The organism is Cytobacillus firmus DS1 (genome assembly GCF_000565285.1).
In the GTDB taxonomy this organism is placed as follows: Bacteria; Bacillota; Bacilli; order Bacillales; family Cytobacillaceae; genus Cytobacillus; species Cytobacillus firmus_A.
Map to the genome: position 1 here is coordinate 141,884 of NZ_APVL01000011.1, position 17,643 is coordinate 159,526.

19 protein-coding genes and 1 riboswitch are annotated in these 17,643 nt (G+C 42.6%); of the genes, 6 read left to right on the plus strand and 13 right to left on the minus strand.

All coding sequences use genetic code 11. From position 1 onward, the window contains the following. Positions 1-23: 23 nt before the first annotated feature. Entirely contained in the window at positions 24-884 is an 861-nt protein-coding gene (locus tag PBF_RS27215) for a CAP domain-containing protein (RefSeq protein WP_035330868.1), read from the minus strand. Between the two features lie 442 nt (positions 885-1,326). Between PBF_RS27215 and PBF_RS26165 the strand changes: the two genes are divergently transcribed. Continuing rightward, positions 1,327-1,503, plus strand: a complete 177-nt coding sequence (locus PBF_RS26165) for a hypothetical protein (protein WP_160169262.1) — start codon at positions 1,327-1,329, stop codon at positions 1,501-1,503. Positions 1,504-1,545: 42 nt separating this feature from the next. On the opposite strand, the gene ltaE is transcribed toward PBF_RS26165, so the two are convergent. Then, positions 1,546-2,577 (minus strand): low-specificity L-threonine aldolase, encoded by a 1,032-nt coding sequence (gene ltaE / locus PBF_RS15615; protein ID WP_035330869.1) that lies wholly within the window; start codon positions 2,575-2,577, stop codon positions 1,546-1,548. Between the two features lie 498 nt (positions 2,578-3,075). Between ltaE and qoxA the strand changes: the two genes are divergently transcribed. Genes qoxA through qoxD form a run of 4 tightly spaced genes read left to right on the plus strand, consistent with a single transcriptional unit; the run spans position 3,076 to position 6,932 of the window. Further along, positions 3,076-4,065, plus strand: a complete 990-nt coding sequence (gene qoxA, locus PBF_RS15620; RefSeq protein ID WP_035330870.1) for a cytochrome aa3 quinol oxidase subunit II — start codon at positions 3,076-3,078, stop codon at positions 4,063-4,065. After that, complete coding sequence (qoxB, locus tag PBF_RS15625) at positions 4,055-6,031, plus strand: cytochrome aa3 quinol oxidase subunit I (protein WP_035330871.1); 1,977 nt, start codon at positions 4,055-4,057, stop codon at positions 6,029-6,031. Before qoxA ends, qoxB begins: the two co-directional genes overlap by 11 nt. Then, a complete protein-coding gene (gene qoxC / locus PBF_RS15630; protein WP_009334518.1) occupies positions 6,021-6,626 on the plus strand; it encodes a cytochrome aa3 quinol oxidase subunit III in 606 nt (201 codons plus the stop codon). The genes qoxB and qoxC overlap by 11 nt, the downstream gene beginning before the upstream one ends. Beyond that, positions 6,627-6,932: a cytochrome aa3 quinol oxidase subunit IV gene (gene qoxD, locus PBF_RS15635; RefSeq protein ID WP_035330873.1), complete on the plus strand. Its 306-nt coding sequence runs from the start codon at positions 6,627-6,629 to the stop codon at positions 6,930-6,932. 64 nt (positions 6,933-6,996) lie between these two features. On the opposite strand, the gene PBF_RS15640 is transcribed toward qoxD, so the two are convergent. From PBF_RS15640 to thiT, 3 genes are all read right to left on the minus strand, one after another. Continuing rightward, complete coding sequence (locus PBF_RS15640) at positions 6,997-7,236, minus strand: hypothetical protein (RefSeq protein ID WP_035330874.1); 240 nt, start codon at positions 7,234-7,236, stop codon at positions 6,997-6,999. A 120-nt stretch (positions 7,237-7,356) separates the two neighbouring features. Continuing rightward, a complete protein-coding gene (locus PBF_RS15645) occupies positions 7,357-7,626 on the minus strand; it encodes a hypothetical protein (protein ID WP_035330875.1) in 270 nt (89 codons plus the stop codon). Positions 7,627-8,273: 647 nt separating this feature from the next. Then, positions 8,274-8,873 carry an energy-coupled thiamine transporter ThiT gene (gene thiT / locus PBF_RS15650; RefSeq protein WP_035330876.1) on the minus strand — a complete coding sequence of 200 codons (600 nt, stop codon included), beginning with the start codon at positions 8,871-8,873 and terminating at the stop codon, positions 8,274-8,276. Positions 8,874-8,941: 68 nt separating this feature from the next. After that, a riboswitch (TPP riboswitch) is annotated at positions 8,942-9,044 on the minus strand. 266 nt (positions 9,045-9,310) lie between these two features. Between thiT and PBF_RS15655 the strand changes: the two genes are divergently transcribed. After that, positions 9,311-11,041, plus strand: coding sequence for an AAA family ATPase (locus PBF_RS15655; protein WP_035330877.1), 1,731 nt, complete (start codon positions 9,311-9,313; stop codon positions 11,039-11,041). A 113-nt stretch (positions 11,042-11,154) separates the two neighbouring features. Here the strand turns inward: PBF_RS15655 and PBF_RS25895 are convergent, their stop codons facing one another. The 8 genes from PBF_RS25895 to queD form a co-directional block, all read right to left on the minus strand. Next, the gene (locus tag PBF_RS25895; RefSeq protein ID WP_113880971.1) at positions 11,155-11,307 is read right to left on the minus strand and encodes a lmo0937 family membrane protein; all 153 of its coding nucleotides are present in this window, start codon (positions 11,305-11,307) and stop codon (positions 11,155-11,157) included. Positions 11,308-11,659: 352 nt separating this feature from the next. Beyond that, positions 11,660-12,433, minus strand: coding sequence for a divergent polysaccharide deacetylase family protein (locus PBF_RS15660; RefSeq protein ID WP_035330878.1), 774 nt, complete (start codon positions 12,431-12,433; stop codon positions 11,660-11,662). Positions 12,434-12,522: 89 nt separating this feature from the next. Then, the gene (locus PBF_RS15665) at positions 12,523-13,596 is read right to left on the minus strand and encodes an ABC transporter substrate-binding protein (RefSeq protein WP_035330879.1); all 1,074 of its coding nucleotides are present in this window, start codon (positions 13,594-13,596) and stop codon (positions 12,523-12,525) included. Continuing rightward, positions 13,593-14,396, minus strand: a complete 804-nt coding sequence (locus PBF_RS15670) for an ABC transporter permease (protein ID WP_035330880.1) — start codon at positions 14,394-14,396, stop codon at positions 13,593-13,595. Before PBF_RS15670 ends, PBF_RS15665 begins: the two co-directional genes overlap by 4 nt. Next, on the minus strand, positions 14,397-15,200 hold the full coding sequence (locus PBF_RS15675; protein ID WP_035330881.1) for an ABC transporter permease: 804 nt from the start codon (positions 15,198-15,200) through the stop codon (positions 14,397-14,399). It abuts the gene before it with no gap. Then, a complete protein-coding gene (locus tag PBF_RS15680) occupies positions 15,190-16,296 on the minus strand; it encodes an ABC transporter ATP-binding protein (protein ID WP_035330882.1) in 1,107 nt (368 codons plus the stop codon). The genes PBF_RS15675 and PBF_RS15680 overlap by 11 nt, the downstream gene beginning before the upstream one ends. A gap of 145 nt (positions 16,297-16,441) precedes the next feature. Then, entirely contained in the window at positions 16,442-17,173 is a 732-nt protein-coding gene (gene queE, locus PBF_RS15685) for a 7-carboxy-7-deazaguanine synthase QueE (protein ID WP_035330883.1), read from the minus strand. After that, entirely contained in the window at positions 17,166-17,642 is a 477-nt protein-coding gene (queD, locus tag PBF_RS15690) for a 6-carboxytetrahydropterin synthase QueD (protein ID WP_035330884.1), read from the minus strand. Before queD ends, queE begins: the two co-directional genes overlap by 8 nt. Position 17,643: the final 1 nt, after the last annotated feature.

A 17,643-nucleotide genomic window follows, 5' to 3' on the forward strand; every position in this document is an offset into this window, starting at 1 on the left:
GCGCCGATTTCCTTTTTGTTTCTTTATTTTGCAATAAACATTTGTGTCCAGTAAGATCCATCATCCGTATATCCTACACCAATATGTGTGAAGGTGCCGTTTAATATATTTTTTCGATGTCCTTCACTTTCCATCCATGCTTGAACCACTTGTTCTGGAGTCTGCTGACCCATAGCAATGTTTTCGCCGGCGCTGCTATAATTGACCCCAAAATCCCTCATCATGTCAAATGGCGAACCATAAGTTGGACTAGTATGGGAAAAGTAATTTTTCTGCTGCATATCATTTGATTTCGCCTGTGCTACACCACTTAGCGGTTTATCTGATTTTAAAGCATTAAGGCCATTTTTCTCCCGCTCTGCATTAGTTAATTGAATTACTTTTGATTCAAAGTTGTTTATTTCATCATTTTGAGCTGCTGGTGCCTGTTCACCTTGTCCTTCAGGAGCCGGTCCTGTCCCTTCCTGTGGAGGGTTTTGAGAAGGTGCTTGCGGCTGCTGGCCCTCTTGGCCAAATGGCTGAGCAAATTGACGCCCTTCAGCCTGTGCGCCTTCCATTCCCTGATTTTGCTGATTGCCCTCTCCAAATTGGTACAATGGCATTCCGCCATCATCAGCTAATTGGCTATGAGGGAATTCCTGGCTTGGTGTTGCAGTGCTGTATGAGTTAGGATCAATGGTGAGGTACCCATTATTTACTTTTTGTAATTCAAGAGGAGCTGTTCCCCGTCTTTCTCTGTCCACGTTCACATTATTGGTGTTGCTAATATCCTCCAGGTTATCCCCGGTTAACTCTCCTGAGTCCATGCCCTGCTGAGTATTATTACATGCAGCAAGCGTTAGTATCAGGAAAACACCGAGAAGAAAATTTTTCTTAAAAAACATGGTTTTATTCTCCTTTTAAAAGTGTTAGTTTTACTTTTTTATCTTACGGAGTAAGACGAAAAGTATAGGTGGAAAAAATGAGTAGTTATTTAGAGACCGCTTTAAAAGGCTTTGCATAATTTATTTATAAAGATTTATTACTAAAGATTGTTGTTTTATGTTTATGAATACTGGCCGTTGATTACCGCTTCAGGCACCAGCGAACCCGCGGGGAGGAATGCGAGCCTCCCCGGCTTCGCCTGCGGGGTCTCACACTTCCCTCTCTTCCCGCAGAACATTGAATAAGCTTCCTCGAATGAACACCGCACGAAGGAAATACGTCAGCATTTTCGAGGATCAAGTGCCCACAGCGAAGATCAACTCGGATGTCTTATTTAGTTTCGTGCCAAAAGCAAGAAGCTTTACTAATAATCCATTAATAAAAGATGAAGGAGGAATTTGTTTGAGGCAATATATTATTACCGGCATGAATGGTGCCCATTATCATGGTTATCCACAGGTGCAGTATGGTCCCTGGTGTCAGCCTATCCATCAGGGCTATCCCTATCACAGCGTTTGGCATCAGAGTCATTTGCACTCCCAGCACTATACTGCTGCTCCACTGCAGAGATATTTCTAAAAATAAAAACGCATGCCGGGTTGACATGCGTTTTTTATCTGGTTAAATGATTTGATCGGCTGTTTTTTGAATGGCTGTTATTGCGTGTTCAAGCTGGCTTCTGTTTACATCATAGTGAGTAACAAAACGCACATAACTAGGTCCAAAAGTTCCTGAAAGAACTCCTTCAGCTTTTAATTTTTCAACAAATTCCAATGAATTCATCTTGAGATCTTTCACATCTGCCACAATGATATTTGTATCCACTTGATTTACAATTTCAATTCCTTTGATTTGGCCAAGCTGCTGTGCAAGGTATTGGGCATTTTCATGGTCCTCTGCCAGGCGTTCTCTCATTTGTGTTAATGCAATAAGGCCAGGATTAGCTATGATGCCAGCCTGGCGGAGTCCCCCGCCGAGTCTTTTGCGCCATTTTCTGGCGGCTGCTATGAAATCTCTGTTTCCTGCCAGTATTGATCCAACAGGAGCACCAAGCCCTTTGGATAGGCATACCTGGACAGTATCGCAATGCTTTGCTAATTCGGAAGCCGGCAGGTTCAGTGCTGCTGCGGCATTGAATAATCTTGCTCCATCAATATGTAAAGGGACGTTATTGGCTTTTGCGACTTTATGAATTTCTTTCATATTATCAACGGGTATAACGGCACCGCCGGCTCTATTATGCGTATTTTCAAGGCATATCAAGCCAGTTTCAGGAAAATGCTGATCTTCTCCCCTAATGGCATACTCTACATCAGAAGGAATCATTGCCCCTCTTGTCCCGCTTAATGTTCTCGTCTGGACGCCGGCAAACGCAGAAGCTGCTCCGCTTTCATAATAAAAAATATGACTCTCTGCTTCGAGAATAATTTCATTGCCAGGGCGGCAATGTGTTAAAATGGCGATCTGATTTCCCTGTGTTCCGCTTGTTACAAAAAGAGCTGCTTCCTTTCCCAGCACTTCAGCTGCTGTCTCCTCCAGTTGATTTATGGAAGGATCCTCTCCATAAACATCATCTCCAACTTCCGCTTCATAAGCCGCTTTTCTCATAGCTTCAGTCGGCTTTGTAACTGTATCGCTTCTTAAATCAATCATGTCCTCACCCTGTCTCTATCTATTTTTACTTCATGTTACTGTACTATTCTGTATTTTTCAATTAATAAGAAAGAGCCTTTGCAGGTCTCTGACAAATATTAATATGCAGGTTACAAAAGTTCTTCATGCTGCAACAGGATTCTAATTTTTCGTATTTTTTCCTTTATTATCGAAAAACTTCCTTGGTAAAAACTAACCTCTAACAATGTTCAAAAGTTGTTCAAAAATTAATTATGGTGTTAAAACGTTGTTTTAAAGCTATTTGCAGAAAATGAATAACTGTCTATGAGGTTTACATTTATTTCCTTCTAAGTTTTGTCACAACTTTTCACAATTGCTTATGTTAATATCATTTACACAGTGATAACTAAGTTAAATAAGAGTTTCAAGGGTGTGCATTTTTCCAGCTATATATTTTTTTGACTTATTTGTGAAAATACGCACATTATTTGTGAATTATTTAACAATAGTTTTTGTTTAAAGGAGATGAAACATCAGATGAAGAAAATGCTGCTCTCTTTAACAGCTATATTGCCGATGCTTATTCTAAGCGGCTGTAATATGGTTGTGTTTGAACCGCAGGGCCCTGTTGCAAGAAGCATTACAGAATTAATTAACTGGTCCCTGATCTGGATGCTTCTTGTGGTCGTAGTCGTATTTGGATTATTCGGCTACATTGTCTGGAAATATCGTGAGAAACCAGAAAATAAGGATTATGAACCGCCTGAGGAACATGGAAGCACACTCCTTGAAATTATCTGGACCGGGATTCCGATCTTAATTGTTATTGCATTAACGATCCCGACCGTAAAAACACTTTATGCTCTCGAAGAAGCACCAAAAGGCTACGAAGAAAAAGAGCCTATTACCATACATGTAACATCTGCTGACTGGAAATGGATTTTCAGTTATCCAGAAGAAGGAATTGAGACGGTGAACTATGTCAATATTCCCGAAGATAGGCCTGTACTCTTCAAAATGACTTCCGCAAGCACGATGCAATCTTTCTGGGTGCCTGCACTTGGCGGACAAAAGTATACCATGCCAAAAATGGAAACAGAATTGTATCTTGTTGCAGACAACCCTGGATCTTATGAAGGCCAGAACACGAACTTTAACGGCCGTGGATATGCGGATATGAAATTTGAAGTGCTTGCACAAACCCAGGAAGATTTTGACCAATGGGTTGACGACGTTAAGGATACAGCTCCCAAGCTAACGGAAGATGAGTATGAAGGGCTGCTGAAGCCTACTCATTTAGGAAGACTGACATATTCCAATACTCATTTAGAATGGGTCAATCATGCTGATCCAAATTCGAAGGCTTATACAAATCCTGAGCTCTACAGAGGGCATGGATATCAAGGTAAAACCTTCGAAGAAGATGACAATTATAAAAATGAGAATCCAAACGTAATCGAAGGTCATGGCGAAGAAGAAAGCCATGATAGTCAAGAAAACCATGGAGGTGACCATCATGGGCATTAAATGGGATGAGTTTTTTATTACTGGGGACCCCCTTATACTAGGTTCACAGATTGCTATATTGTTAACGATGATTGGTGCAGTCGCTGGCATCACTTACTTAAAAAAGTGGAAATACCTTTGGACAGAATGGCTGACTACAGTTGATCATAAAAAAATCGGTATCATGTATATCATCTCCGCAGTATTGATGTTTTTCCGCGGCGGAATGGACGGCTTGCTGATGAAAGCTCAGACAGCGAGACCTGAAATGGAATTTTTGAATTCCCAGCACTATAATGAAATCTTTACAACACACGGCGTTATTATGATTCTTTTCATGGCTATGCCGTTCTTAATTGGTTTAATGAACGTTGTCATTCCGCTGCAGATCGGTGCGCGTGACGTTGCTTTTCCACAGCTGAATGCTCTAAGCTTCTGGCTGTTTTTCAGCGGAGCTATGCTATTTAATATTTCCTTTGTCATCGGAGGATCGCCTGATGCAGGCTGGACATCTTACTTCCCTCTTGCAGGCAAGGAATTCAGCCCGGGAATCGGCAATAACTTTTACGCAGTCGCACTGCAAATTGCTGGTATCGGTACTCTAATGACAGGTATAAACTTTATCGTCACGATTTTGAAAATGAGAACAAAAGGCATGACACTGATGAAAATGCCTATGTTCACATGGACTACCTTTGTAACATCCATTCTGATTGTGGCTGCTTTCCCAATTTTCACAGTTGCATTGGCATTGATGACATTCGACCGTCTGTATGGAACACACTTCTTTACAGTGTCAGGCGGAGGAATGGATATGCTTTGGGCTAACCTGTTCTGGCTATGGGGACATCCTGAGGTTTACATTGTTGCCCTTCCTGCTTTCGGGATTTTCTCAGAGGTTATTGCAACTTTCTCAAGAAAATCATTGTTTGGATATAAATCGATGGTATTTTCCATCCTGGGAATTGCGCTCTTAAGTATGGTTGTATGGGTTCACCATTTCTATACAATGGGTTCAGGCCCTGCGGTTAACTCATTCTTCTCCATCACGACGATGGCGATTGCCATACCGACTGGAGTCAAGATGTTCAACTGGCTGTTTACGATGCGTAAAGGCCGCATAAAAATTACGTCCGCCATGCTTTGGGCACTGGCATTCGTCCCATGCTTCGTCATCGGCGGGGTTACAGGCGTCATGCTGGCAATGGGTGCAGCGGATTATCAATATCACAACACTTTATTCCTTGTGGCCCACTTCCACTATGTATTAATTCCGGGTGTAGTATTTGCGGTATTTGCAGGCCTGTACTACTGGTGGCCAAAAATGTTCGGCTTCATGCTGAATGAAAAAATCGGAAAATGGCATTTCTGGTTATTCGTTATCGGCTTTAACGTAACATTCATGCCTATGTTCTTCCTTGGATTAAACGGTGCTGTAAGACGTGCATACACTTACTCTGCCGAGTCCGGATTTGCACCGTTATTCATGCTTTCGGCCATTGGTTCTATTGTTCTCGCAGCCGGATTCGCTGTATTCTGCTACAACATTTACTGGAGCATCCGCTATGCGGACAGAAACATCTCAAGCGATCCATGGGATGCAAGAACACTGGAGTGGTCAACTGCATCACCTGTTCAATTCTATAACTTTGCGAAGCTGCCGGAAGTGAAATCTCTTGATCCATTCTGGCACATGAAGAAAAAGAATGAAGGCTTAACATTGCATGACAGTGAAATTGAAGAAATTCATATGCCAAGTAACTCATGGGTACCGATTTATATGGGTGTAATCTTTGGCATCGCAGGCTTCTTCCTTGTGTTTGAATGGCACATCGCTGCGGCTGTTGCCGGTATCGGCATATTTGCAGGATTAATTATCCGTTCATTCGATTACAATGAAGGCTTCCATGTTAAAAAAGATGAAATTCACCGAATTGAAAATGCCTGGAGAAAAACAGAAGGAGAGGTGCATGATCATGTCAGCTAAAGTGGATACTTCTTTGCCCCTTGAATATCAAACTGAACAGGACCGCATGAATATTCTCGGCTTCTGGGTTTTCCTTGGCGCTGAAATCGTCCTGTTTGCCACTCTGTTCGGAGTATATGGAGTTTTATATGAACGCTTTGCAGGAGGACCAACACATAAAGACATTTTTGTGATCAAGGATGTCATGATTCAGACAGTCCTCCTTTTGACAAGCAGCTTTACAATGGGCATTGCCATTTTTGAAATGCGCCGGCATAACCTGAAAGGGCTAATCACCTGGCTGGTGATTACCCTGGCTCTAGGCGCAGGCTTCCTGTTCATGGAGATTAATGAATTTATTCATTATGCCCATGAAGGCGCAACGATGCAGACAAGCGCGTTCCTTTCCAGCTTATTTGTTTTGCTGGGAACACACGGAGCTCACGTAACATTGGGAATTGGCTGGGCAACGATGGTCATCATCCAGCTTTTAAAAAGAGGCCTTACCCCTACTACTGCAAGAAAAACGTTTATTATCGGCCTTTATTGGCACTTCCTTGATGTTGTCTGGATCTTTATCTTCACATTTGTGTATCTGAAAGGACTGGTGGCTTAAATGGAACATCATCAATCAAAAAGCTTCCCGATAAGCCATGTCATTGGATTTGTCGTTTCCCTTGCTCTGACATTTGCAGCAGCAGGAATTGCTTTAAAAACGAACCTTTCTTTTAAAGTAATCATGTGGATTATCGGATCACTGGCTGTTGTTCAGGCAGGCATGCAGCTGTTCATGTTCATGCACTTAAGAGAAGGTGAAGACGGCAAGACGAACTTAGTGAATATGATTTATGCCGTATTTATGGTTATTGTTATTGTAGTGGGTTCAATTTGGGTTCTGACTTCCGGGCACGCGGCTCATTAATTCAAGAACAGCGAACCATGAGCCTGATAATACAAAAAACCGGTCTCCCTTTTGGAGGCCGGTTTTATTTGTATTGTCTGATTCCCTTGCTTCCCTTTGTCATTTCTTCCATTACATTGATAAAAAATCCGAATCCAAACAGCAGCATGGAAGAAACCATAATGCTTAAGCCGATGGATAATACATACTCGCCTGTGATGCCGCTTACAAAAAAACTTGAAATAAATACAATGAATCCTAAAAGGATACCGGCAGCAGTCACATTTCTAAAAAAATGCAGCACCTTTTGCTGTTTTAAAGTCATATTTTCATCCCCTTTTAATTAATATTCTAACTATGTTCACAAATTTGTCAAACTTTTTGTCACAAATTTGTCAAAATTACTTTCGCAAAGAAAAAGCTCTGCAAGCTGCAAAGCAATTTTCTACTGATATAGCTTTTTAATGTTCTCCAAATCTTTCTTCAGACTGCATATTTCCTGCCGGGTCAGCATGAGCGGCATTTGATCGTAGAGAGTAATGATTTGCCCTCCCTCATCTTCTTCATGAAGGGATAGATAGTTATACAGAGTTTCACATTGGTTTTTGCTGAGGACCGACTGAGTAGTAAAGCTTTTTATTTTTTGGATTTCAAAAGCTCTGGTTTCCGCATCAAATACGCCTGTAATAATGTTTCCCTGCAAAGTATTGGACAATTTCTTCACTCCCCTTTTTGAGTAATATACCCATTTTTCAGGAGCAATTTCCTAATATATAAGAAAAGCGCAAGCGCCTTGCCCACCCCCGACAAGCACAAGACGAGCCTCCCGGAAAGGCGTTCTTTGCCTTTTTGGGAGGATTGTCCGAAATGTGTAGGCGACTGCCCAGGGACGACAGGCATAAGACGGTTCATGTAAGAAGGCGTTTTTCCTTCTGAAAGGAAACGGCTTATGACCCCGAGTCCCTAGGAGCCGCAACTAGACAAGCTTGTGACCTCGAGGGGGTAGGCTGCTTGCGCTAGACAGTTATCGACGTTCAAAATTTTATACTTTCTTATCTTTTAAAAAACCTCTTTGAATTAAATCAAAGAGGCACATTTATCGCAGTCCAACGGGCAGTAAGACCCCACTTCTTGACTTTTAGATGAATCCATGGATGGATAAGTGGGGGTCAAACTGCCCGTAAAGGCCCGATTGGTGAGATACAGTCAACCTTGCCGACGCGCAGGCAGAGGCTTAGTTGAACCAATCGGGTTCGTAGTGTCGATTTTTCGAAGCGCTAGCGGAGATCTTAGCGACACTAGAACGGGACTAACGATCAGCGGGGGATAAAGAAAACCCCCACTGATTGAAGTTTCACCTTATCAGGAAGCGTTCTTATGAGTTTGAAGACCTTCATCCGATTTTCGAATGATTAATCTCGGTGCGGACGAAATAATTAACACGGCCAGGATCGAGCAGAGAATTGACGCTCCAAGCATGGTTGACCCGTTTGCCAGGAAGGAAAAAAGGACAGGTGACATCCCTTTTGGCGCATAGCTTCCGAAGAAGAGCACACCTGCTATGAAATGCCAGAAATACCGGGCAAGGCTTCCGGCAAATATGGCTAAGACAACCCATGCCAATGCCTTCTTCTTGTTGCCTGCCCGCAGCTGATTTTGGATAACCCGGTAAAACAAACCGGCAAAGCCGATACAGGCAAATGCCACAAAATACTCAATAAATGCCTGAAGTGGAGTGGCAATCCAGGCATCCCCCATCGCAATCTGCAAAATCCCCCATAAGAGGCCAGCAATGAAGCTGACCTTAAAGCCCCGCCTGAAAGCCAGAATAAAAATCGGAATCATCGCGGCAGATATGGAAATGGATGGCGAAAGCTTAATGGATGGCAGGAAATCAAGAATGATAGCAAAGGCTGCAAAAAATGAAGCCTCTATCATCGCGGTTAAGCTTAATTTTTTCATAAAAAAATCCCCCTTTAATCGTATGACGATACCCCAAGGGAGAACAAGCAGGCAGAAAAATACATCTGCCTTTTATTATTCCACATTCCTGCGCTAGCATTAACTAACAGGTTCAAAGGGTCAGAACAGCGGACTGTTCACTCTCAGCGATATGCTCCCCTTGTGGCACGTTATTAAATTATCCGCTTTTAGTATATATGAAATTGGTAAAAGTGAAAAGGGTTCCTGGTGAAATGTTTTTAAATATATCTAACAGGTATCCTCCCTGCCTGTCACAAGTTTTTCACAAATTAAAAGCATCTGAACGCTGTTGTAGCACACTTTCTTATAAAGAATATTATTTTTCCATAATTTACAACGTTTAAAAAGAGTTAAACCCTTTTATTAACATTTTTAATTCCTTATAATGTAGGTATGTTCAATGAGGAGGGAATTAGTTGAAATCACGTCTCAAAAAGCCTTCGACGATTGTTGCTATTGCATTGGTGGTCACAGTGATTTTGGCGGCGGTTATTTGGACCGTACAAGCAGGAAATAAGGATGTGACAGTCCCGTTTTCTTCTGTGGAAAAAATTATAGCCTCCCAGGATGGAAAGACTGTTGCAGTACAGGAATATAAAAATGGAAAACTGCTAATCACCGCCCCTGATGGTGAGTACATCTCCCATGTGCCTCCCAACAGCGATATGGTTGATAAATTAGTAGAAACCTATAATATACAATATACATTTGCAGCCACAGGACCATATACCCCTTGGGTTCTTGGCGGTATAGTCATTTTGTTCATTGCCGTTGGAATTTACCTGTTTAAGTCAGGGAAAGGCGGTATGGGCGCTACAAATACAATGAAGCAAAGTGTCTCGAAGCCTAAAGCCCTTCCTTCCATTTCGCTTGAAGATGTTGGCGGAATTCAGGAGGAAATGAAAGAGGAAATTATGCAGACTCTTTCCATATTAAAAGAGCCTGAGCGCTCTATAAAAATGGGCATCAAGCCGCCGAAGGGAATTCTGTTATACGGACCTCCCGGAACGGGAAAAACATTGCTGGCTCAGGCAATCGCCAAGGAACTGGGAGCCACTTTCTTCTCTACAAGCGGTTCCGGGTTTAATGAATTATTCGTCGGTGTGGGAGCTTCCCGTGTCAGGAACCTTTTCCAAAATGCCAGAAAGCATTCTCCTGCTGTTGTCTTTATTGATGAAGTAGATGCACTTGCAGGACGAAGAAAGCAGCATGGCGGAGAAGAAAGTGAAAAAACGTTAACAGAACTTCTGGTCCAGCTGGACGGCGGACATTCAAATGATGGAATTTTATTTATTGCCGCCACAAACCGGAAGGATATGCTGGACGAAGCATTCCTGCGTCCTGGACGGATTGACTTCTCCTTCAACGTCCCTCTTCCAGATACAAAGGGCCGGAGAGAGATCATTAACATTCATACTCGAAATAGATTACTGGCTGAAGATGTTATGACAACTCTTGGCGATCTGGCAGAAAGCACTTCCGGTTTTTCAGGTGCAGATCTTCATTCCCTTTTCGAAACGGCAAGCCGCAGAGCTGTCCGCAACGGCCAGGAAATTATCTCAAAAGAAGATTTAGATTATGCGCTGGACCGTACTATTTTGGGAACCACCACGCGTGCTCTGCAGGATGTTGGAACGAAGCAGCGGGTTGCAATCCATGAAGCTGGCCATGCATTAGTGGCTGCCCTAACAAAACCTGGATCCGTCCGGAAAGCAACCATTATTCCGCGAGGCGAAGCGCTTGGGTATGTAGCTCCTATCCAAAAAGAACTTCATTTATCGACAACAAGTGAATTGCTTGACCAGGTTGCCATGATTCTCGCCGGCGGCGTATCAGAACGAATGATTCTTGGCGAGCACAGCATTGGGGTAAGCGGTGATGTTAAACAAGCGAAGCATATCATAGAGCAAATGGTTGATACAGGGTTACTTGATAACGGCTTCGAGCTTACTTTCAACAAAGGACAAAAAGAAGCTAAAATGCAGGATCTATTCCAAAAAGCACTAGAAAGATGCGAATTGATTATCGCCAATCATCAGCCTCAATTTGAGAAACTGGTAGAAGCCCTTCTGGAGAAAGAAACATTGGAAGGCAGTGAAGTCCAGGAGATTGCTGGAGAATTGAAGGCAGAATTGGTTATAGCATGATACCGGAACTGGCCCCTTCCTTGGGGCTGGTTTTTCTTTTTAATCTTTGTCTATTATAATAATATTATGTAAAGTATATTTGGAAAGCCTCCTTATATAGAAGGCTTTGCCTGCTATCCCCTACCCGATGCTCTTCCTCTAATAAAGTTAACCACAATGATGATCGCTGCTATTACCAGCAGGATATGAATAATGCCTCCAGCTACTTTAAATATTAATCCCAGAATCCATAATACAAGCAAAATACCTGCTAAGGTCCAAAGCATACAGGTCACCCCTTTTCTTTTGATTTATTCCTTACATACCCCTTATAAAGCAGGAATATGCCGTACTTGTTGAAAATACTGACAATATTATGTTTTGCAATGACTGGATATTTTAATCCTGAAAGTTTTTCAAATATTTTATCAGCAGTCTTTGCATCCTTTCACCGTCTTTGCATATACTATATTCACGGTCGCCCACCTCTTCTAAACGCTATCGTTGCGGGACTAACCAGACCGGAATGTGGGCGGCCACCTGTATAGGTGAGTGAGATGCACCTATACCGCCACTAGACCACTTTCACACACACCATTAAAGCTGCAAACCGCTCAGGGCTTGCAGCTTTAATTTTTTCTATGGTCCTTCATCAATAAGTTCGTAGCCTGGAATCAGTTCTGACAGCGGGACAATTTGTGCTTTCTCTTTATAGACAGGTATATACTCTTTAAGCACACTAACCATCTTTGTACCTGTGATTCCGACATGGCCGATTGCGATGATCCGTTCTTTTTTGACGAGTTTTTCAGCAAGTCTGTCAGCCTGTTTTGTGATATGTGCTGTCGTGTAAATATCATCGAAGAAAATATTGTTTTCGACATAAGGAACACCTATTTCATTTGCCAGCTTGCCGACGACGCTTTTTCCGGTTGTTTTGCTGTCAAGATAAAATAAACCGTGTTTTTTGCATACTTCAAGGACAACCCTCATGACCCGTTCATTTTCAGTTGCTCTTGAACCCATATGATGATTCATGCCGACCGCATGGGGGACTTCTTTAATGGCGCTCTCTACTCTGCTGCGGATTTCTTCATCTGTTAAATCTGTTGTGATTGCCCCAGGCCCAAGCCAGCTCCTTTTTCCTCTTTTCGGCTCCATCGGCATATGAACGATTACTTCATGCCCATTTTTATTTGCCAGTTCTGCATCTTCTTTTGTCGTTGGCATAAAAGGCATGATGGCAGCCGTCAAGGTCACCGGCAGCTCCATCATTTCTTTTGTTCCCCTCATATTGTTCCCAAGATCGTCAATGACAATGGCCAATTCGGGTTTTTGAGAGGCAGCACTTATGGGAGTACCTATACTTCCGAATGAAAAAATCAATATAAATATACTGAAGAATCTCTTCATTTTTCCATCCTCCTTTGCGCTAGCATTCCCTAAATCCATGAATCAGTTCCAATACAAAAACTGCCAGGATCTTAAATCCTGGCAGTACCCTATTTCTTATGCATTTTAAACTCAAGGAAAAGCTCATTATAATAAGCGAGCATCCTTTTTCCGAGGTTCTCATAAACCTCCAGCCGGGCTGTCATTTCTTCATCCGGATAAAAACGTTCGTCAGAGATTGTTTCTTCGTCCATATATTTAAGCGCCTCTTGATTTGGCGTTGAATACCCGACGTATTCTGTATTTTGCGCCGCATTTTCCGGGTCAAGGATGAAATTCATAAACATGTGGGCCGCTTCCGGGTTTTTAGCAGTCTTAGGGATGACCATATTATCAAACCAGAGATTGGAGCCTTCTTCCGGGACTACATATTCAAGATTGTCCTTCTCCCACATAAGCTCCTGTGCAGTGCCGGACCAAACCACGCCGATGCCGGCTTCATCATTTTCCATCAGCATTCTGATTTCATCACCCACAATAGCCTTAATGTTAGGTGTAAGTCGATCGAGTTTTTCTTTAGCTTCGATCAAATGGTCTGTATTTTTGTCATTCAGGGAATAATGAAGACTGTTGAGCCCCATGCCCATTACTTCCCTTGCCCCGTCTATCAGCAGGATCTGATTCTTAAATTCAGGGTTCCATAAATCATTCCAGCTTGTGATTTTTTTATCTCCTAAAATATCCGTGTTATAAAGAATTCCAACTGTGCCCCAGAAATAGGGAATCGAATATTTGTTACCCGAATCAAAAGGCAGGTCCATAAAACGCTGATCTATATATTTCAGGTTTGGAATTTTAGAATGATCAACCGGCAGCAGCAGGTCTTCCTCTTTCATTTTTTCAATCGCATATTCTGATGGAACTGCAATATCATAGGCTGTGCCGCCCTGTTCAATTTTCGTCATCATCGCTTCATTGGAGTCGAATGTTTCATAGATGACTTTAATGCCTGTTTCCTGTTCGAACTTATCCACCAGGTCTGCATCAATGTAGTCGCCCCAGTTAAAAATGGTTAATGTATTGCCGCTTGTGTAGCCCTGGGAGGAATTCAGCCCGGAAACGATGTACAACAAGGCGAATGAAACGATTAATACGGCGGCGAGCGCCTGAATAAGCTTCTTCATTGCCTTACCCCCATTCCATTTGGCTTCTCATTTCGCTTTGTAATAAAGTAATAGCCTGTAACCAGAATGATGGTAAATAGGAAAAGCAAAGCAGATAAAGCATTGATATTTAATGAAACTCCCCGTCTTGCCAGAGAATAAATCTCAACAGACAAAGTGGTAAAGCCATTGCCTGTAACAAAGAAAGTGACGGCGAAATCATCCAGGGAATAGGTCAGGGCCATAAAAAAGCCGGCGAAAATCCCAGGAGTGATATAAGGGAGAATGACCTTTGTCAGCACATCCAATCTGCTGGCCCCGAGATCCATGGCGGCATAAATCATCGATGTGCTCATCTCTTCAATCTTAGGCAAAACCATCAGGACAACAATCGGAACACTGAAGGCGATGTGTGCCAGTAAAACAGATACAAACCCAAGCTTAAGTCCGATCATCGTAAAGAGAATTAAAAACGACGCGCCAATAATGACATCTGGACTGACAATGAGCACATTATTCAATGATAGCAGCGTGTTTTTCACTCTGCGTTTTCGTGCATAAGCAATTGCAAGTGCCCCGGCCACTCCAATGATGGTCGATATCGCTGCAGATAAAAGAGCAATAATAACAGTGTTCAGGACAATGATGAGCAATCGCGTATCCGCAAACAGCTCCCGATACCAATCCAAAGTAAATCCTTCGAACTGATACATGTTTCCTCCGCTGTTGAAGGAATAAAATATTAAGTAAAAAATCGGGGCGTACAGGATAATAAAGATAAGAGCCAAATATACTGCCGGCCATTTCCTGTTCTTTTTCATTTATAGGATCCCCCGCTTTCTTCTGCCAGTCAGCACCATAATGAGTACCATGGCGATAATCAGGAAGACAGCAATGGTTGAGCCCATTCCCCAGTCCTGTGTCACGAGGAAATGCTGCTCAATGGCGGTTCCAAGAGTGATGACACGGTTTCCTGCAATTAGTCTTGTCAGCATGAATAATGATAATGCAGGGATAAAGACAATCTGGCATCCTGCTTTCACGCCATCCAGAGTCAATGGAAAGATAACACGCTTGAATGTTACCCAGGAAGAACCGCCTAAATCATTGGAAGCATCCAAAAGCGTTGGATTCAATTCATCTAAAGAATTAAATATCGGCAATATCATAAAAGGAAGAAAGATATAAACCGACACAAAGATAAAGCTGAAATCCGTAAACAGAATTTGTCTTCCGCCGATTCCCATTGCTTCCAGAAAGCTATTCGCAGCACCATATGTTCCGAAGATGCCAAGGAAAGCATAGGCTTTTAAAAGCAGATTAATCCAGGATGGCAGGATGATCAATAAGAGCCACAGCTGCTTATGCTTCGTTTTCGTCAGCAGGTAGGCCGTCGGATAGGCGATCAGCAATGAAAATAACGTAATTAAAAAGGCATACCAAAAGGAGCTTAGCGTCATTTTTAAATAAACAGGTGTAAAGAATTTCCGATAATTCTCCAGTGTGAAATGCCCTTCAATATCAAAGAACGAATAATACAGAACAAGAAGCAAAGGCGTCACAACAAAGAGGGCAATCCAAAGCACATAAGGAATTAAATAAAAATTGCGGGAATTAGTTCTCATGGCTTCCCTCTTCATAAGCTTCGAGACGCTTATCAAATTCCTCTTCTGTTTCCCCATGCCTCATGACGTGAATCGCTTCAGGATCGAAATGAAGGCCAATTTGATTCCCGACGGTCGCCTTCTTGGTCGAATGGACGAGCCATTCATTGCCATCGCTGTCATAGCAGCTGATCTCATAATGCACTCCCCTGAATAGCTGGGAGTCAACTTTAACCTTCAGCTTCCCATCATCCGGGGCTGTAATAGCCAGGTCTTCAGGCCGGATTACGATCTCAACCTCTTCATTCGGCTCAAAGCCTCCGTCAACACACTCAAATAACCTTCCGGCAAACTTCACCTGATAATCCTTGATCATCGTTCCGGCAACAATATTGGATTCACCAATAAAATCAGCTACAAAGCGATTGATCGGTTCGTCATAAATATCAGTAGGAGTACCGCTCTGCTCAATGCTTCCGCTGTTAAGGACGAATATTTCATCTGACATGGCCAGTGCTTCCTCCTGGTCATGTGTGACGAAAATAAACGTGATGCCAAGATTTCTCTGAAGTTCCCTAAGCTCATACTGCATTTCGGTCCGCAGCTTCAGGTCAAGTGCGGATAGAGGCTCATCCAGGAGAATGACCTCAGGCTCATTGACAATGGCCCTTGCGATGGCAACACGCTGGCGCTGCCCGCCTGACATTTCTTTAATTTTCCGGTGTTCGTAGCCTTCAAGGTTTACAAACTTCAGCGCTTCTTTTACTTTCTTCTCGATATCCGCTTTCTTCATTTTTTTGATTTTTAAGCCGAATGCAATGTTTTCATACACATTCAGATGCGGAAACAGGGCGTAATCCTGAAAAACCGTGTTTACTTGTCTTTTGTTGGCGGGAACATGATTAATGATTTTTCCATTAAAATAAATATCCCCTTCAGAAGGTTCAGTAAAGCCGGCAATCAGCCGCAATATCGTTGTTTTCCCGCAGCCCGATGGACCCAGCAGGGTATAGAATTTCCCGCGTTCAATTTCAAAGCTGACATTTTTTAATACAGGCGGGTCATTATCATATCTTTTTGTCACCGAATTAAACCGGATAATGGTGTTATCTGTCATCTAACTCTCCCTATCTATAGAAATTTACAGCACGTATGCCTTGTTAAGTTCAAACGTATAATACCATAGATTTCTCGAAATCTGTCATATATTGCAATTACTATATAAAAATAACCCCGCATGTTGAATGCGGGATTTCCGGATGCTACACTCCGCGCTTATTGCCCCATACATAGGTATGCAGCTGCGGAAGTACTTTAATATTTGTCAGCTCACTGTCATGAATCGTTTTTTCAATAAGCCAATCATATTTATCAAGCAGCCTCTGCAGTAAATTCCGGTCGTCTGCTGTTACGGTATCATCATTTCCCACCTGCAGATAAAATGGAACCCCGGGATAGCGCTGATATACGTTTTTGGCATATTCATAATCCTCATCATCAAAAACAACGATCTTCAGTGAGAACTGCTGATCTTCCCTTCTGCCGGTCTGCAGTTTGTTCACTATCAGATCGAGCACATCGAAATCCGTATTCATGCCTGAACTCGGCGGCTTTGGAGACAGTGTCAGTTCATCAATTTCATAAAACCAATCCTGCCAGCGGCTTCCCTGTGTTTCCAGGCAGAGCTTAATTCGTTCAGCTTTAAGCAGAGAAATAAATTCACCCAAATTTTTCAGAAGAGCAGGATTGCCGCCCGAAATGGTTACGAAAGAAAATCCGTCCCCGCCGAGTTCCTTCAGCTCTTTCCAAATTTCATCCGGTTCCATTTGGCGGATGCTGTCCTTCGCACTTCCATCCCAGGTAAAAGAGGAATCACACCAGCTGCATGAATAATCACATCCTGCTGTACGGACGAACATCGTTTTCTGGCCTATCACCATTCCTTCCCCCTGAATGGTCGGCCCGAAGATTTCCAGTACAGGAATCTTACTCAACCTCCATCCACTCCCTTCTTGCTTCAGCATAGCTTGTTGGAGTTTCAAAAAGGCGCACAAATTCAACTCTTGCACCATCATATTGCTCTACTCTGTTTTGCAGGCTTTCTGCCATTTTTTCATAAATCCAGACAACCATATTCTCGGCTGTCGTATTCATCGGGGGCAGCGTTTCATTCAGGTACTTATGGTCTAGGTATATCTCAATCTCATTTTTCCAGATTTCTTTTATGTCGCCGAAATCAATCATTAACCCTCTGTCATCCACGAATCCGCTTATGCCAAAAATCACCTTATAGGTATGGCCGTGCAGGTTTTTGCATTTGCCTTCATAGCAATGCAGATGATGGGCTGAATCAAAAGTGAATTCCTTGCTGACCATTACACGTTTATGGTGGTATTTCAGCTGATCCGGCTTAATGTCTTCATTTATCTTCTGGAGTTTATCAACAATCCTAAATCCGTACATG

Excerpts from the sequence above, each read along its gene's own strand:
- PBF_RS27215 (WP_035330868.1), bottom strand. The coding sequence starts at position 884 with ATGTTTTTTAAGAAAAATTTTCTTCTCGGTGTTTTCCTGATACTAACG.
- ltaE (WP_035330869.1), bottom strand. The coding sequence starts at position 2,577 with ATGATTGATTTAAGAAGCGATACAGTTACAAAGCCGACTGAAGCTATG.
- qoxA (WP_035330870.1), top strand. The coding sequence starts at position 3,076 with ATGAAGAAAATGCTGCTCTCTTTAACAGCTATATTGCCGATGCTTATT.
- qoxB (WP_035330871.1), top strand. The coding sequence starts at position 4,055 with ATGGGCATTAAATGGGATGAGTTTTTTATTACTGGGGACCCCCTTATA.
- qoxC (WP_009334518.1), top strand. The coding sequence starts at position 6,021 with ATGTCAGCTAAAGTGGATACTTCTTTGCCCCTTGAATATCAAACTGAA.
- qoxD (WP_035330873.1), top strand. The coding sequence starts at position 6,627 with ATGGAACATCATCAATCAAAAAGCTTCCCGATAAGCCATGTCATTGGA.
- PBF_RS15640 (WP_035330874.1), bottom strand. The coding sequence starts at position 7,236 with ATGACTTTAAAACAGCAAAAGGTGCTGCATTTTTTTAGAAATGTGACT.
- thiT (WP_035330876.1), bottom strand. The coding sequence starts at position 8,873 with ATGAAAAAATTAAGCTTAACCGCGATGATAGAGGCTTCATTTTTTGCA.
- PBF_RS25895 (WP_113880971.1), bottom strand. The coding sequence starts at position 11,307 with ATGCTTTGGACCTTAGCAGGTATTTTGCTTGTATTATGGATTCTGGGA.
- PBF_RS15660 (WP_035330878.1), bottom strand. The coding sequence starts at position 12,433 with ATGAAGAGATTCTTCAGTATATTTATATTGATTTTTTCATTCGGAAGT.
- PBF_RS15665 (WP_035330879.1), bottom strand. The coding sequence starts at position 13,596 with ATGAAGAAGCTTATTCAGGCGCTCGCCGCCGTATTAATCGTTTCATTC.
- PBF_RS15670 (WP_035330880.1), bottom strand. The coding sequence starts at position 14,396 with ATGAAAAAGAACAGGAAATGGCCGGCAGTATATTTGGCTCTTATCTTT.
- PBF_RS15675 (WP_035330881.1), bottom strand. The coding sequence starts at position 15,200 with ATGAGAACTAATTCCCGCAATTTTTATTTAATTCCTTATGTGCTTTGG.
- PBF_RS15680 (WP_035330882.1), bottom strand. The coding sequence starts at position 16,296 with ATGACAGATAACACCATTATCCGGTTTAATTCGGTGACAAAAAGATAT.
- queD (WP_035330884.1), bottom strand. The coding sequence starts at position 17,642 with ATGTACGGATTTAGGATTGTTGATAAACTCCAGAAGATAAATGAAGAC.